At 72.2% G+C, this 15,153-nt stretch carries 14 protein-coding genes; 9 read left to right on the top strand and 5 right to left on the bottom strand.

Annotated elements, in window-relative coordinates; all coding sequences use genetic code 11:
- Window positions 1-45 precede the first annotated feature (45 nt).
- On the top strand, window positions 46-1,029 hold the full coding sequence (locus ACULK2_RS14695; protein WP_445968579.1) for a sigma-70 family RNA polymerase sigma factor: 984 nt from the start codon (window positions 46-48) through the stop codon (window positions 1,027-1,029).
- A 112-nt stretch (window positions 1,030-1,141) separates the two neighbouring features.
- Window positions 1,142-1,522 carry a YciI family protein gene (locus ACULK2_RS14700; protein WP_445968580.1) on the top strand — a complete coding sequence of 127 codons (381 nt, stop codon included), beginning with the start codon at window positions 1,142-1,144 and terminating at the stop codon, window positions 1,520-1,522.
- A gap of 84 nt (window positions 1,523-1,606) precedes the next feature.
- On the opposite strand, the gene ACULK2_RS14705 is transcribed toward ACULK2_RS14700, so the two are convergent.
- Complete coding sequence (locus tag ACULK2_RS14705; protein ID WP_445968581.1) at window positions 1,607-5,551, bottom strand: S8 family serine peptidase; 3,945 nt, start codon at window positions 5,549-5,551, stop codon at window positions 1,607-1,609.
- 121 nt (window positions 5,552-5,672) lie between these two features.
- Here ACULK2_RS14705 and ACULK2_RS14710 point away from each other — a divergent pair, with 121 nt between their 5' ends.
- Together ACULK2_RS14710 and ACULK2_RS14715 are read left to right on the top strand one after the other, a co-directional pair.
- Window positions 5,673-6,635, top strand: coding sequence for a TrmB family transcriptional regulator (locus tag ACULK2_RS14710; protein WP_445968582.1), 963 nt, complete (start codon window positions 5,673-5,675; stop codon window positions 6,633-6,635).
- A gap of 109 nt (window positions 6,636-6,744) precedes the next feature.
- The gene (locus ACULK2_RS14715; protein WP_445968583.1) at window positions 6,745-7,014 is read left to right on the top strand and encodes a DUF1876 domain-containing protein; all 270 of its coding nucleotides are present in this window, start codon (window positions 6,745-6,747) and stop codon (window positions 7,012-7,014) included.
- Between the two features lie 69 nt (window positions 7,015-7,083).
- Here ACULK2_RS14715 and ACULK2_RS14720 read toward each other — a convergent pair whose 3' ends face one another.
- Window positions 7,084-7,575: a hypothetical protein gene (locus ACULK2_RS14720; protein WP_445968584.1), complete on the bottom strand. Its 492-nt coding sequence runs from the start codon at window positions 7,573-7,575 to the stop codon at window positions 7,084-7,086.
- A gap of 224 nt (window positions 7,576-7,799) precedes the next feature.
- Between ACULK2_RS14720 and ACULK2_RS14725 the strand changes: the two genes are divergently transcribed.
- Together ACULK2_RS14725 and ACULK2_RS14730 are read left to right on the top strand one after the other, a co-directional pair.
- Complete coding sequence (locus ACULK2_RS14725) at window positions 7,800-8,798, top strand: hypothetical protein (RefSeq protein ID WP_445968585.1); 999 nt, start codon at window positions 7,800-7,802, stop codon at window positions 8,796-8,798.
- Entirely contained in the window at window positions 8,795-9,364 is a 570-nt protein-coding gene (locus ACULK2_RS14730; protein WP_445968586.1) for a hypothetical protein, read from the top strand. Before ACULK2_RS14725 ends, ACULK2_RS14730 begins: the two co-directional genes overlap by 4 nt.
- 127 nt (window positions 9,365-9,491) lie before the next feature.
- On the opposite strand, the gene ACULK2_RS14735 is transcribed toward ACULK2_RS14730, so the two are convergent.
- On the bottom strand, window positions 9,492-10,223 hold the full coding sequence (locus tag ACULK2_RS14735; RefSeq protein WP_445968587.1) for a peptidoglycan DD-metalloendopeptidase family protein: 732 nt from the start codon (window positions 10,221-10,223) through the stop codon (window positions 9,492-9,494).
- Window positions 10,224-10,395: 172 nt separating this feature from the next.
- Between ACULK2_RS14735 and ACULK2_RS14740 the strand changes: the two genes are divergently transcribed.
- Window positions 10,396-11,418: a zinc-dependent alcohol dehydrogenase gene (locus ACULK2_RS14740; protein ID WP_445968588.1), complete on the top strand. Its 1,023-nt coding sequence runs from the start codon at window positions 10,396-10,398 to the stop codon at window positions 11,416-11,418.
- Window positions 11,419-11,482: 64 nt separating this feature from the next.
- Here the strand turns inward: ACULK2_RS14740 and ACULK2_RS14745 are convergent, their stop codons facing one another.
- Together ACULK2_RS14745 and ACULK2_RS14750 are read right to left on the bottom strand one after the other, a co-directional pair.
- Complete coding sequence (locus tag ACULK2_RS14745) at window positions 11,483-11,785, bottom strand: hypothetical protein (RefSeq protein ID WP_445968589.1); 303 nt, start codon at window positions 11,783-11,785, stop codon at window positions 11,483-11,485.
- A complete protein-coding gene (locus tag ACULK2_RS14750; RefSeq protein ID WP_445968590.1) occupies window positions 11,773-13,134 on the bottom strand; it encodes a S8 family peptidase in 1,362 nt (453 codons plus the stop codon). Before ACULK2_RS14750 ends, ACULK2_RS14745 begins: the two co-directional genes overlap by 13 nt.
- Window positions 13,135-13,409: 275 nt before the next feature.
- Between ACULK2_RS14750 and ACULK2_RS14755 the strand changes: the two genes are divergently transcribed.
- Together ACULK2_RS14755 and ACULK2_RS14760 are read left to right on the top strand one after the other, a co-directional pair.
- Window positions 13,410-14,375 carry an ArsR family transcriptional regulator gene (locus ACULK2_RS14755; RefSeq protein WP_501044932.1) on the top strand — a complete coding sequence of 322 codons (966 nt, stop codon included), beginning with the start codon at window positions 13,410-13,412 and terminating at the stop codon, window positions 14,373-14,375.
- Complete coding sequence (locus ACULK2_RS14760; RefSeq protein ID WP_501044933.1) at window positions 14,372-15,136, top strand: hypothetical protein; 765 nt, start codon at window positions 14,372-14,374, stop codon at window positions 15,134-15,136. The genes ACULK2_RS14755 and ACULK2_RS14760 overlap by 4 nt, the downstream gene beginning before the upstream one ends.
- The last annotated feature ends 17 nt before the right edge of the window (window positions 15,137-15,153 follow it).

The following is a 15,153-nucleotide window of genomic DNA, read 5'->3' on the forward strand; positions in this document are numbered from 1 at the left end:
GTTCCGGCCGCTGTGTCGTCATGCTGGGGGGAGAGGGAGATGACGATGACGGATGACCCGCGCCCGGCCGGGCGCGACGACCTGACCGACGTGATCGACGAGCGGCGCCGGCTGCTCGGGCTCGCGTACCGCATGCTCGGCACGACCGGCGAGGCCGAGGACGCGGTGCAGGAGACGTACGCGCGCTGGTATCGCATGTCCGACGCCGAACGCGCCGCGATCGTGAACCCGGCCGCCTGGCTGACCCGCGTCGCGGGGCGCGTGTGCCTCGACCTGCTCGGCACCGCGCGGGCGCGTCGCGAGCGGTACGTGGGGCCGTGGCTGCCCGAGCCGCTCCCCTCCGGGTTCTTCGCCGCGGGGACCGGAGCGGCCGCGACATCCGCTGCCACCGCCTCAGCCGGTGCCGGCCAGGGCTCGGTGACCGCCCAGACGGATGTCGCGACCGACCCGCTCGATCGCGTCACGCTCGACGAGGCCGTGAGCAGCGCGCTGCTCGTCGTGCTCGAGTCGATGACCCCGGCCGAGCGGGTGGCGTTCGTGCTGCACGACGTGTTCGCGGTCCCGTTCCCGGAGATCGCCGAGATCGTCGGCCGCTCCCCGGCCGCAGTGCGCCAGCTCGCGACATCCGCCCGCCGCCGCATCGCGGCCGAACGCTCGCGCCGAGCCACGCGCGCCGAGCACGATGCCGTCGTCGCCGCGTTCGCCGCCGCCGCGCAGGCCGGAGACCTCGCCGCGCTCACGCGCGTGCTCGACCCCGACGTGGTGCTCCGATCGGACGGCGGCGGCCTCGTCTCGGCGGCGCGCAAGCCGGTGCTCGGCGCCGACAACGTCGCGCGGTTCCTCCTGGGCCTCATCGCGAAGAACCCGACCGACCAGATCGCCCCGGCGGCGACGGCGGATGGCACCGGCTTCGCCGTGCTGCGCGACGGCACGGTGATCGGCGTCATGAACCTGAACGTGGTCGACGGCAGCGTCGCCGACGTGTGGATCGTGCTCAACCCCGAGAAGCTCGAAGCCTGGCAGCGCTGAGCTGCGCGCCCATGGTGCCGCCGTCTCAGCATGGGTGTCGATCGAGCGATCTCCCGTTCGACGCATGGAGTGAGGGCGACATCCGATTCGCCCCTGACGAAGGGACAGACCGATGACGCAGTACTTCCTGACCATGCCGCACGACTCGGCCGCCGAGCCGACGATGGAGTCGATGCAGGCCATGGACCCGGCCGAGCTCGCCGCCGTGATGACCGCGGTCGACGAGTTCAACACCGCGCTCGTGGAGTCGGGCGCGTTCCGCTTCGCCGGCGGGCTGCACCCGCCGTCGACGGCGAAGACGGTGGATGCCTCGGGCGCCGAGCCCCGCGTGCTCGACGAGCCGTTCGTCGAGGCGCCGCTGTACGTGGGCGGCTTCTGGGTGATCGAGACGGCAGACGAGCGAGCGGCCGTCGAGTGGGCGACCCGTGCCTCGGCCGCATTGCGGACGCCGATCGAGGTGCGCGCCCTGCAGGAGGCGCCGCCTGAGGCGTAGTCGTCTCGCCGACGCGGGCGCCGGGCGGACGCACGCGAGGGCTCCGGGCATCGCGGCCCGGAGCCCTCGCATCTCGCGGATCGCCTAGGGGCGCAACCCGCTCGCGCCGCCGCGCGGCTGGACCGCGGCGGCCTTGGCCGCGGCAACCTCGAACGCGCGGACGATCTCCTGCGAGAAGGTGTTGCCGGCGGCATCCGTCGCCGTCACCCGCAGGTCGACCCACGCGCCACCCTCGGGCAGGTGGAGCTGCGCCGCGTACGTTCCGACGAAGGACCGGCCCGTGGGAAGGGTCGTGACCGGGCCCTCCGGGGGGACCTCTCCCCCGGCATCCGTCAGCTCGAGCTCCACCGACTGCCAGTCGCCGTCGGCGACCCGCACCTCGAGCGTGGCGTCGGCGAGCTCAGCCGCACCCGATGCCCCGGCGACGTGCCCGAGTTCGAGGCCGAGCGGCACCGCCGCGCCGGCCTTGCGACCTTCACCGACCCGGCCGGATGCATCGATGTCGACGTCGTACCAGGCCTGGATCATCGGCAGGAGCTGCGTCGTGAGGTCGTCGGCCGCGCCCGAGGAACGGAACGTCCACTCCGTCACGGTCTCGGTCGACGAGGCCAGGCTCGAGCCGTCGTGGGTGGCCGTGTTCACGACGCGCCAGTCGGTCTGCCCGTCGGGCGCGCCCCAGATGCTCGCCGCCTGATAGGGCGTCGATGCCACGAGCTCGCCGTCGACGTAGAGCTCGGTGAGCTGCGCACGATCCTCGAAGCCGGAGAAGACGTCGAACGAACCGGTGCGGTCGGGGTTCGCGCCGTCGGCCCACGAGGGCAGGTTGACCTGAACGCTCGAGCCGCTGCGATGCGGAGCCCAGAACCCGGCGCCGACGTTCGGGCGGACGATCGGGCCGAAGAAGCTCGACTCCGCGACCTGGCCGGCTTCCCAGGCGCGCCGAACGTCGCGCACGTCCCATCCGAGCCCGGGCACGAAGGCCTCCTGGTACCACTCCACCTCGTCGGTGCTCACCCACTCCGTGCGCTCGAGGCCCCGCGCGGTCCGCATCGCGAAGCCCGACCCGTACAGCGTGCTCGGCACGAAGTCGTACCGGAACTCGCCGACGGTGCCGCCGTCGCCGTGGTAGGTCGTGTCGATGCGCGCCAGCCCGTCGGGCACGTAGTGCAGGTCGTCGGGGATCTCGCCCTCGCTGTAGCGCACGATGTCGTAGATCTCGGTCGCGTCGGCGACGCCCGAGCCCTTCACAGTGACCGTCTTGGCAGCCATGGCATCGAGCAGCTCACGGCCCTGGATGCCGCTGACGGCGGCGACCGGCAGGTCGACGGGCGTGAGGTAGTCGTCGGCGCCGACCCATTCGCTGAGCTCTCCGTCGGCGTCGTTCACCACGATGAGGAGCTTCGCGCCCGATGCCGCCGCGTTCGCCGCCCGTTCCGACGGGGTGACGGTGTCGGATCGGGTGACGACGGCGACCTTCCCGGCCGCGTCGGTCGCGGCGAACTCGTCGGCGCTGCCGGCGCCCACGTCCACGGCGCGGGCACGGAGGCTGCCGTCGAACGGCGTCGACCCGGCCTGCTCGATGACGTCGAGCGGCGTGCCTCCCGCCGTCAGCGCGAGGGTCTGCTGCAGCCGCCAGCGCGTCGTGAAGTCGAAGCTGTCGGCGTCGGATGCGTCGAGCGGCTGCGCGTACAGCGTGTCGACCCAGACCGGCGGCGTGAGGCTGCCGCGGAAGCCGTCGACCTGGTAGTCGACGCGGCGGAACACCGGCGAGACCTCGTCGTCGCCGACGTCGACCGTGACGGGCTCCGCCGCACGGGCGTCGAAGGCCACGGTGGCGTCGCCGTCGAGATCGACGTGCGGGTCGCCGACGAGCGCGATGCCGACGGCGTCCGGCGACTCGGCCACGTCCATGAACGCCATGAGCGAGTAGGTCCCGGCGGGCATGCGCAGCGACGTCTCGCCGAAGACCGGCACGACCCCGATCTCGCCGGTCTCGGCGTTCCAGAGCCAGCCGTATGCCTCCGCGGGCTCGCCGTCGAGGCCCGTGGCGGTGACGGTGAGGTCGTAGCGCTCGGCCTCGGCGATGATGCCGAGCGCGGTGCGCGTCACCGGCTCGCCGGCGATCGACGCGATGAGGGCGCCGGAGAACTGCGCACCTGCCGGGACGGCGCCGGGCTCGGCCGTGAGGATGACCGAGCGGGTCTCGCCGGCGGGGATCGTGAGTCGGTCGGCGTCCATCGTGAGGACGCCGGCCGGGGCGATCACCGACAGCGGCCCGATGCCGCCGCCGCCCTGCCCGGGCGTGGTGTCGTCGAGCGTGACCGTGAGGTCGAGCACGACCTCGGCGTCGCTTCGGTTCTCGAACTCGACGACGCGCTCGACCGAGGTGGCCGGCTCGCCCCAGGCGAGCATGCCGAAGTCGCCGGACCCGGTCGCGATGACGGGTGCGTCGATCGCCTGGTCGACGTCGACGACGCCGGCCCCGGCCTGGTACGGCGACAGGCCGACATCCGTCGTCGTACTCACCAGGGCCGCGCGAAGCTCGTCGCCCGTGTACTCCGGGTGCTGCTGCTTCACGATCGCGGCCGCGCCGGCGACGTGCGGCGTCGCCATCGACGTGCCGCTCATGGCGAGGTAGGGGCCATCGCCCCCGCTGTCGGCCGAGCGCGCGGCCGTGACGTCGTTGCCGGGACCGACGAGCTCGGGCTTGAGTGCGCCGGACCCGAGGAGCGGGCCCTGGCTCGAGAACCACGACAGCGCGCCCGTCGGGTCGTCGACCGAGCCGACCGTGAGCGCGGACGCCGCAGCGCCCGGCGAGCCGATGGTCCCGGGCGCCGACGAGTTGCCCGCGGCGACGACGAAGAGGGCGCCGGTCTCCTCGGCGATCTCGTCGAGTGCCGCCGACATCACGTCGGTGCCGTCGGAGCCCTGGGGAGTGCCGAGGCTCATCGAGACGATGTCGGCGCGCTCGGCGGCCCACTCCATGCCGGCGATGATCCACGACTCCTGGCCGTACCCGTCGGCGCCGAGGACCTTGCCGACGAGCAGGTCGGCGCCGTCGGCGACGCCCCGGTGGGTGCCGCCGCCGGCGGCCCCGGTGCCGGCGATGGTGGAGGCGACGTGCGTGCCGTGGCCATGGGGGTCGTCGGCGACGTCCTCACCGGGCACGAAGCTCATCGAGTCGGGCAGCACGGCGCCCGCGAGATCGGGATGGGTGTCGTCGTACCCGGAGTCGAGCACGGCGACCGTGACGCCCTCGCCGGTGTAGCCGGCATCCCACGCCTCGGCGGCGCCGATCCACGGCACGCTCGAGTCGAGCGTGGCCGGGACCTTGCCGTCGAGGTGGATCGCCTCGATCCCGCCGCGGAGCTCGGGGGCGGCGGCGTCGGGTGCGGCATCGTCGGTCCCGGCAGCGCCGGGGGCGGCGGCGCCGAACGGCCGGGCGGATGCCGCGGCTCCCCGGAGCGCGGCCCACGTCGCCGTCGCACTGGCGTGCTCGGCTGCCGCCGCCGCGCCGTTGATGCTCGCGAGCGACTCGGCGACCTCGAGGCCGGGGACCGGGACCGATCGGCGCGACCGTCCTTCGTCGTACTCGACGATGACCGGGGTCGCGTCGACCGAGGCGTCGTCGTAGCCGAACTCGATGAGCTGCGAGACGTTGAAGAGGTCGTCGTCGATCACGCCGGCCGCGACGTACGGCATCGCCGAGCGAGGCATCACGTGCAGGTCGCCGTCGACCTCCGCGGTCTGGAACCCTTCGCCGGGCGTGGCCGGCTCGAGATCGACGGTGAACGTGCCGTCGGCCAGGTCGGTGACGGTGACACGATCGCCGGTGATGAGCGTCACCGAGTGCCTCCCGCCGGGCGCCGCGCTCGTCGTCGAGGCGGGCGGGGCGGAGTCGCCTGCCGGTGTCGCCGCGGCAGGCACGGCAGCGGCGCCGACGCCGGCGACGCCGATCGCGAGGCCGCTCAGGGCGGCCGCCACGGCGTGCCGCCGACGCGGCGTCGGCGGTGTGGTCGTTGGGGGCATGGGGGAACCTTTCGGACTGGCTGACTGCTTGCCAAGCAACCTCTCACGGCGATCGGCTACGGTGATGGCGGAGACGTGCCATGGCCGTCATCCGCCATGACGGCCGCGACGGGAGGTCCGGATGCTCGAGGCCATCGGACTGGACGACGAGCACACCGCCGTCTACCGCCTGCTCCTGCAGGTCCCGACGGCGAGCGTCGACGAGATCGTGGCATCCGCCGCCCTCCCCGCCGGCCGCGTCCGCGAGGCGCTCGCCGAGCTCGAACGCCTCGGCCTGATCGCACGGCAGGCATCCGCTCCCGACCGGGTCGTGGCATCCCCGCCGTCGTCCGCTCTGCGCCCCCTGCTGCTCGACCGCGAGCGCGGCCTCGCCCAGGCGCAGGAGGCCCTCGTGGTGCTGAGCGAGCTCTACCGCTCGGGCGCGACGCAGCGCGAGACGCCCGACATCGTCGACGTGGTGCTCGGCGCGGATGCCGTGCGCCAGCGCTTCGCGCAACTGCAGGCCTCGGCGAGCGAGCAGGTGCGGGTCTTCGTTCTGAGCGACGTGGCGTTCCTCGATGCGACCGAGAACCGCGCGGAGGACGAGGCGCTGCATCGGGGCGTGCGATATCGCGTGATCGCCGAGCAGGCACTGCTCGAACGTCCCGGGTTCATCGAGGCAGCACGCGAGGCCGCCCCGTACGGCGAGGAGGTCCGGGTGCTGCCGACCCTGCCGACACGACTCGTCATCGCCGACGAGTCGATGGCGATCCTGCCCATGCGCTCGCGCGGCACCGAGCGGGCGATGGGCGCGCTGCTGGTGCATCCGAGCGGGTTGCTCGACCTGCTGGTCTCGGTGTTCGAGGACTCATGGGCCGCGGCCGCCGACATCCTCACGACCGGCGCCGTGCCGGGTGCGCACGACGCGCTCGACTACGACCTGCTGAGGCTCCTGCTCCTGGGCCTGACGGATGCCGCGGCCGGCGCCCAGCTCGGGATCTCGGTGCGCACGGTGCAGCGTCGGGTCGCCGAGCTCATGGGAACGGCGGGCGTGTCGACCCGCATCCAACTCGGCGCCGAGGCGGTTCGGCGCGGATGGGTGTAGCGCGGTGCCGCTGGCACGCCGTCGCCGGGCGTCCACGTTCCCTCGCCGCCAACCCCTCCCCCTCGATACCCTGAAAGGCGGAACCGAACCGGGGAGGGTGGTGAGTTCCATGACTGCGACGAAGCAGTGGAGCATCGCCGTCGAGATCGACGAGGACGAGAACCACACGGTGGCGGAGGCCAGCGTTCGCACGCCATCGGGTCAGGACGTGACCGGCGTCGGCAAGGCCGACCGGAATCCGCTCGATCCGAACGTGCCCGACATCGGCGACGAGCTCGCGGTCGCGCGAGCGCTGCGCAACCTCTCCGAGCGGCTGCTGCACGCCACCGAGCGCGACATCACGAGCGTCACCGGCGAGCCGTCGCACGTGCACCGGTAGCGTCGGGCGGCGAGCGAGCCGCCGACGTGATCGGACGTCGGCGGTTCGACTGCAGTGCTGGTCGACGGCTCAGCCGGCGCCCTGCGCCGCGGTCTCGGCCAGCCTCTGCGACGCGTCGCGGAAGGCGAGCGACATCTCGTCGCCCCCGAAGCGCGTCGCCAGTGAGGCGAACACGAGCGCCCCGGCGGCGCGGGCGCTCGCGACATCCCAGGGGTCGGGGAACGGTCCACCCTCGGGGTCCGGCGGCCAGGGCAGTGGGAACCGTCGAGGCCACGGCGTGCCGCACCACTCCTCGATGATCTCGTCGAGCCACTGCGGCCGCGAGTCGTCACCGGCGAGGTAGGCGTCGATCGCCTGGTTCGCGAGCCGGGATGCCATCGCCGCGCCGGCCACGAGCGGGTCCGGGCCGGGCGGAAGGGGTTGCGGATTCAGCGCGACCGACGCGAAGCGGTCGAGCAGGATCGGCCCGTGCGGCGGGAAGACGTCGAAGATCTCCTTGTGGATGCGCCCGAGGAGCGCGAGCAGTCGCACCTCGGTCGAGCCCAGCTTCTCCCAGTCCATGATCTCTCCCTCGGATCATGTCGCCGCGACCCTCGCGGCGGCTCTGGGATGAGTTTCGACCCCAGAGATCAGGAGCCGCCAGCCCTCGACAGAGAATCCCTCACTTCTGGGGACACGAGGCTCGCATCTCGGTGCCATCACTGTTGCGGCCGCGCCGGGATGGTGGGACCGTCGGTGTGCACGGTGGCGGACGCGTTCCGGCACACGGCACCCGGAGCAGCATCATGGACGGTCCGAGCCCAGTCGACGAGCGCGTCCCCGCACCATCCGAGGACACGGTCGCCACAGCGCCCGAGCGAACGACGGATGCCGCGGGCTCACCGCTCCCGCCGCCTCCCAGTGAGCCGAGCCCACCCGAGCCCCCACCGCCCACCCCGACCTCGAAGGTCGTCATCGAGTGGATCGGCGTGCTCCTGCCGTTCACGACCGTGCTCACCGCGCTCGCGTTCTGGTTCGGCTGGACGCTCACGAACTCGCGCAGCCGGTACCTCGGCGTCGACGCCAGCGTCTTCGGCTTCACGCCGACCGACTACATCCTGCGCAGCGCCGACGCGGTGATCGTGCCGATCATCCTGGTCTGCCTCGGCGGGCTGCTGTGGGTGAGCCTCATCGCGGGCGTGAACATCCTCCTCGACCGGCCGGCCCTGCGGCATCCGGTTCGCATCGGCGCCACGATCGCGCTGGCGGTCTCGCTCCTCGGCGTACTCGTCGCCCTGCGCGCGATGTTCGTCGGCTTCGCGCCGGGCACGCACTACCTCGCCGCGCCGATGGTGCTGGGCGTCGGCGCACTGCTGGCCGGCACATCGGCGACGGTGCTGCGCCGCACCGCCGCCGACCCGAAGCAGCGACTCGCACGCCTATGGGGCCGAGGCGGCGTGGTCTTCACCGCGACGATCGTGGTCGCGAGCCTCTTCTGGGCGTCGACGCTGTACGCCGACGCCCTCGGCCGCGGTCGCGGCATGGACGTCGAACGTCAGCTCGAGCGGCTGCCATCCGTCGTCGTGTTCAGCGCCGTCCCGCTCGGCTTCGAGCCGCCGGCCGAGCCGACGCCCGTCGTCGACGGCGGCAGGTACGTGATCCGGTACGACGGACTCCGGCTGCTGCTGAAGTCCGACGGCTCGTACTTCCTGCTGCCCGACGGATGGCGCAGCGGCGACGGCCCCGTCATCGTGCTCCGCGACGACGGGGACGTCCGACTCGAATTCACGGCAGGAGGCGGATGACGATGCACGCCGTCCCACGTTTCGCAGCCGCGGCCGGCGCCGCGGCACTGCTCCTCGCGCTCATGGGCGGCTGCGCGACGGCCGATTCGACCGGCTCGGATGACTCGAACTCGCCGGTCGCAAACCCCGAACCGGAACCCGAGCCCGAGCCCGAGCCCGTCGAGACCAACGAAGTGCGGCTCACCTGGGTCGAGACGAGCGGGGCGTCGAGCGCCACGATCGTGTTCCCCTTCGACCTGCCCTACTTCGCCTACTTCGAGGTGAACCTCGACGAGGCGGACTCGGCCGTCGTCGACTCCGTCGCCCTCGACGCGTCGGGCGAGTTCAGCATCGACAACGACGGATGCACCGGCGCGACCGTCGCACCGGAACAGCCGTGCTCGATCTCGCTCCTCTTCGACGTCGCCGGGCCGGGCACGTACGAGGCGACCCTTCGCGTGACGACCGAGGGTGGATCGGAGGCGAGCACCCCGGTCGTGATCGAGGTGATCGAGGACTCCGAGGACGACGACGATTCCGAGACGGATGGCACGGACAGCACCGACGGCACCGACACGGACGGCTGAACCCTCACCCACCGGCCGCCGGCGAACCGGGGGTATCCGACGACTCGGACCGACGGCGGAATGCGTCCGCTTTCCGAAGCGGGCGCGGCACGCGTCCCGCACTGGTCGACGCGGGCCGGTCGTGCGATCAGCTACCGGACGCGCGGATCCGTTCCCGACGCCCGGGGATGCCGTCCGTCACGGGCACCCACGCGCCATCCGTCTCGACCTCGTAGCTGCGGAACGCGCACGGGATGCCCTTCGCCGTCATCAGGTCGGCGGAGTCCATGAGCTGGAAGTGCAGGTGCGGCGCGGTCGAGTTGCCGGTGTGGCCGACGCGGCCCAGGAGGTCGCCGGATGCCACTCGCTGGCCCGCGGCGACGGCCACGCTGCCGGGCACGAGGTGCGCGAATCCGCCGAAGACCTCGCCGGGTTGCACGCCCCCGCCGGCGCGCCGGACGGCGCCGGGCACGGCCCGCAGCACGACGTGGTTCCCCATGATCTCGGGGATCTTCTCGGGCGAGAACGTCACCGCGTTCTTCACCGACCGCGCGATCTCGCGCGCCGGGTGGATCCACTCGCGCTCGGCCATCCCGTCGGACGCCGCCATCACCTCGGCGTCGAACGGCGCGTGGATCGGCGCACCCCACGCGTAGCACTCCCGCGCGCGCCCGCCGAGCAGCCCGCCCCGCAGCGTGCTCGCGGGGTGGAAGTGCACCCCGCGACGTCCGTCGACCTTGAGCAGGTCGTACGCGTAGCGCTGCCCGAGCATGTCGGTTCCGTGGCTCGGCACGCGGTGGGCGGGCGTCGTGACCGCCATCCACCCCTCGCCGCGCAGCGGGAGGTCCACCACCACGGGGTCGTCCAGTTCGCCGGCCATGCGCGGCAGCCTAGCGATGGGTGGCGACATCGGGGCGAGCGGATGCCGCGGGGCCGGCCGACGTTCGAAGGGACCAAGTTCCCGCCGGGTCCGGCGCGCTCGGCGAAGACTGGGAGCCCGGCGCCCGAGAGGCGCATGCGCCGACCACCGACCACCGACCAGGAGGAACATCATGCGTGCAGCCGTCGTGACGGCGTTCGACCGGCCCGTTGCGCTGCAGGACCGGCCGATTCCGGAGCCGGGGCCGGGCCAGGTGCTGGTCCGGCTCGAGGCGTGCGGGCTCTGCCACACCGACATCCACGCCATGCGGGGCGACTGGCCGGTCAAGCCGGGGCTGCCGTTCATCCCCGGCCACGAGGGCGTCGGCATCGTCGAGCGGGTCGGCGAGGGCGTGACGTCGCGGTCGGTCGGCGAGCGCGTGGCGATGCCGTGGCTCGGGCACGCGTGCGGCGAATGCCGGTTCTGCGTCTCAGGCCGGGAGAACCTGTGCGAGCAGCAGCAGAACACCGGGTACTCGATCGACGGCGGCTATGCCGAGTACCTCGTCGCCGACGCTCGGTTCGCGGCGCCCGTGCCGGAGGGCGTCTCGGCGATGGATGCCGCGCCGCTCACGTGCGCGGGCGTCACGACGTACGCAGCCGTGAAGAACGCGCGCGTCGTGCCCGGCGAGCGCGTCGCGGTGTGGGGCGTCGGCGGGCTCGGCCACCTCGCGGTGCAGTATGCGCGCCTCGTCGGCGCCGAGGTCATCGGCGTCGACATCACGCCCGAGAAGCTCGATCTCGCTCGCGAGCTCGGAGCCGACCACGCCGTCGATGCATCGCAGGGCGACCCGGTGGCGGCGATCGCCGAGCTCGGCGGCGCGGATGTCGCGATCGTGCTCGCCGTCGCGCCCCAGGTGTTCGACCAGGCCTTCGCCTCGCTGAACCGCGGCGGCCGGATGGTGCTCGTCTCACTGCCCGCGGAAGGCACGCTCACGGTGCCCGTGTTCGACACCGTGCTGAAGGGCATCTCGATCATCGGCTCGATCGTCGGCACCCGTCAGGACCTCGCCGAGGTCTTCGCGCTCCACGCACTCGGGCGCACGCGAGTCGTCTCGATGCCGCGCGACCTCGGCGACGTCAACGCGTCGGTCGACGAGGTGCTGCACGGCGACGTGCCGGCGCGGCTGGTGTTCGAATTCGGGTCGGCGGGGTAGCTCTTCCGCCGCGGCTCGCCGTCGTCGGGTGCCCCGCCGGCGTCACAGGCGTGGCATCCGCCCCTCACCGCCCGAGCCGTCTGAACGCCTTCTCCGCGATCCGGTCCAGCTGCTTCGCCGTCAACCGCCCGTCGAACGCCCGCGCCTCGCGCGCGATCGCCGCGACCAGCTCCCGCCGCCCGCGCTCCCCGAGCTCCCGCCACTGCGGGTCGACCGGCACCGGCCCCGTGCCCGGCACCCAGATGAGCCCGGGCGCATCGTCGATGATGCCGAACAGGATGTACACCCAGTACACGAACCGGTCGTCAATGTCCGTGAAGCGGTCGTTCCACTCGATGCGCTCGAAGATCGCCTTCAGGTCGGGCATGACCCCGATGCGGTCGGTGGCCGGGTCGGCGCTCGGCGTGTTGAGCGACGACGACAGCCAGGTGCGCGCGGTGCCCGGCGAGAACGGATGCCCCGAACGCGCCCGCTGCCAGCTCTGAAGCAGCACCGCAGCACCGCAGCACCGGTGACGATCGGCGACGCACCGGACGTCCCGCCGAACGACCCGGTGTACGCCGTGGTCGAGGTGCCGGTCCATCCGTCGCCTGTGGTGTCGACGTTCTGGCCCCACGCGTAGCAGTCGATGCGGCTGCCGTGGTTCGAGAACGACAGCCGCGAGTGCGGCGCGGCGGATGACGCGGCGCCGACCATGATCGCCCCGGAGTCGCGGAAGTCGTCGTCGCCGACCTTCAGCAGGTGGCGGCCGGAGGCATCCGTCCAGTCGTCGAGGTCGTTGCCGCCGTTGCCGGCCGCCTCGACGACCACGATGCCCGCGTCGACCGCATCGCGGATGGCGTCGAACACCGCCTGCTCGACCTCGACCGGAAGGTACGACGTCGACGACCCCGCCGCGGTGGTCTGCGCCTCGAGCAGGAGCACGTCGCCCGGCGACATCGCGTCGGCCGCCGAGATGATGGCCGCCGCAGTGCTGTAGCTCGTCGACGTGCGGTACTGCGACACGACCCGAGCGGATGCCCCGGGCGCGATGCCCACGCCGCCCTTCGTGTTGTCGACCGCGACGACCTCGCCGAGCACCGCCGTGCCGTGCCCGTGGTACGCCTGGCTCACGCCCGAGATGATCGTGATGCCGGCCGCCGCGAGATCCTCGTGATTGAGCGTCCACCCCTGCTCGAGGTCGACGAACCCGATGCCCGCGCCATCGGTCGCACCCCACGCCCACCGCGCGTCGATGCCGCCGGGCGCGGCATCCAGGTACCCTTGGTCGCCGCTGCGCGGGTCGTCGCTCGCGTTCACCGGCGGCGGCGTCGGCCCGCCCTCGACGTAGGCGGTCTCGACATCGTCGCGCGCGTCGAGTTCCTTGGCGAGCTCTGCAGCGGATGCCTCGTCCCGCACCGTGATCGCCGCATACCCGTCGAACCGGGCCCGCCGCCCCCGCCCGAGCCGCTCGCGCTCGTCGCGCCCGACCATCGGCTCGAGGTACGCCTCCCCGGCCACCCGATCCTGGTACTCCGCGATCACATCCCCGAGGTACGCGGCCGCATCGACCAGCTCACGGCCGACGTCGTCCTCCTGCTCCCCCGCCCGCCGCTCACCCGGGCGCTCCTTCAGCGCCCGCTCGCGCCGCGCCGCATCGGTGACCTTCACGACCACCCGCCGCTGCACGTCCGGTGCCTCGACCGGGTCGAGCTCCTTGCCGTCGATCATGCCCATGATCCGCTCCCCTCCGTTGCGGATGGCGGTCGTGCGCGCGCGTGCGCTGGGCGCCGCGCGCGGGCGGCCGGCCACTTTCGATGGTTACGTGGGGATCATGCGCCGGGGTAGAGGTGGATGCATCGGGGTGGGCCCGGAGGCGGTGGTGGCTGAGGCGGATGTCGCGGCCGACCGGCTCGACGGCTGTCCCGTGCTCCTTGCCTGTATAAGTTATGACGGCAATTCCCGTTATAAGTTATATTGGCTCTGCCCGCTTCAACTTATGGAGGGCAGGGATGCGAGCCATCACCCCGAGTGACGCAATCGACCTGATCACATCGACAGGACTACCCGTCGAGGTGAAGAGGTTCGACAGCGTGACGGTCGCGGAGCGGAATGCCCGGCTGTACGTGCGGCAGACGCCGCCCTCCCCCGGAAGCATCAGGACCGACGATCGACGTGCGGGGCTCCGCATGTACGTCGTACCTCGACTCACCGAGGGTCTCCGCAGGCTCGCCTCGGAGGACAATCGAATCGCCGTCGCAGCGGTCCACGACGGCGTCTTCATGTTCGAGGGGAAGGAGTACCGCGCTCCCTCAGAGGCCACCGATTTCTCGTCGGAGACGGTCACGCGGCGAGTCCCTTGGGGCCGGTACGCGCTCCTTCGAGTACTCGCGAGGACTCCAGATCCGCGCACCCAGTCCCACCTCGCCACGGAGGCCGGCGTCACCCAAGCTGCCGTATCGCAATCGCTCCGGCATCTCGGCGACCTCGTCACCCGAAACTCGGCGGGCTGGCAGGCACGCGATGTGCGCGCGCTGAGCGAGGCGTTCCTCACGCAGTACCCCGGTCCGCGAGGCATCACGTCGAGTTGGTACTCACTGGAACCGGTCGTGGCACAGGCCGACCGCATCGCGGCGACTGACGGCGATGCGGCTGTGCTCATCTCCGGCGATGCCGGGGCCGACCTGATCGCGCCCTGGCGGAAGCCGACCCGAGCGATCGTCTACGGCCGAACCGGTCTTGACCTGGCCGCGAGCGGCTTCGCCGAGTCCGACCCCGAGCGCGCCACCCTCGAGTACACCGTCCCGGCCGACCCCACCATCTGGGCGACCGCCGCAGCGTTCGCGTCGGGCGCCACCCCGCGAAACGTCGATCCGCTCATCTGCGCGCACGACGTGAGGCGGATCGGCGGTCCGGACGCGGACGACGCGGTCGAGCACCTCCTCGAATCGATCGAGCGGAACTGGACCGCCGCGTGATCAGGCGCACCATCGAAACCGTCGCGACCAGCCGCGCAGACGACCTGGCGTTCCGTGCGCTGGCGGACGTCTCGGCGGCGACCACAGATATCGAAGCACGGATCGTCGGCGGTCAAATGGCCGGCCTACTGACGACGGCGTATCCGACGCCGGACGCCGTCATCCGACAGACCGCCGATGCGGACGCGGCGATCGCGCTCGAGGTCGCCGCGAGCGGCACCATCCACGAGCTGCTCGCTGAAGCGGGCTACCTGCCGACCTCAGGCAACTCCTATGAGAAGCGCGGACAGCGCATCGACCTGGTGATCCCCGCGAACGGGAGCACCTTCGGCAGGCAGGAGGTCGGCGGACGCGGCTTCGACGCCGCTCCAGGCGTGCGCCTCGCGCTCGCCGTCGATCCCATCGAGGCCGACGTTCGGGTACTCCTCACCGATGCGTCGGCTCTCGAGTTCTCCACGCGACTTCCGACCGTCGAGATCGCGGTCGTCCTGAAGGCTGCGGCCTACGAGAGTCGCAATGCCGCGAAGGATCTCACCGACCTGCACAACCTGCTCCAGATCGCCCATCGATTCGAATCGACGGAAATCGGTGGGTGGCGGATGGCAGAGCCCGCGCTCTCGGGCGCCCGCGGAGACGCGCAGCGCACGCTGCACCGGATCGCCGACACGGCTCGCCGGAATCCCTCGATGGAAGCAGCACGCGTCCGTCCCGAAGTGCTGACCGCGCTCATCAGGGCACGAATCGGCCGACCGACCGGATGAAGGCACGTGGGATTGCA

This window comes from Agromyces molybdatiresistens (genome assembly GCF_052748445.2).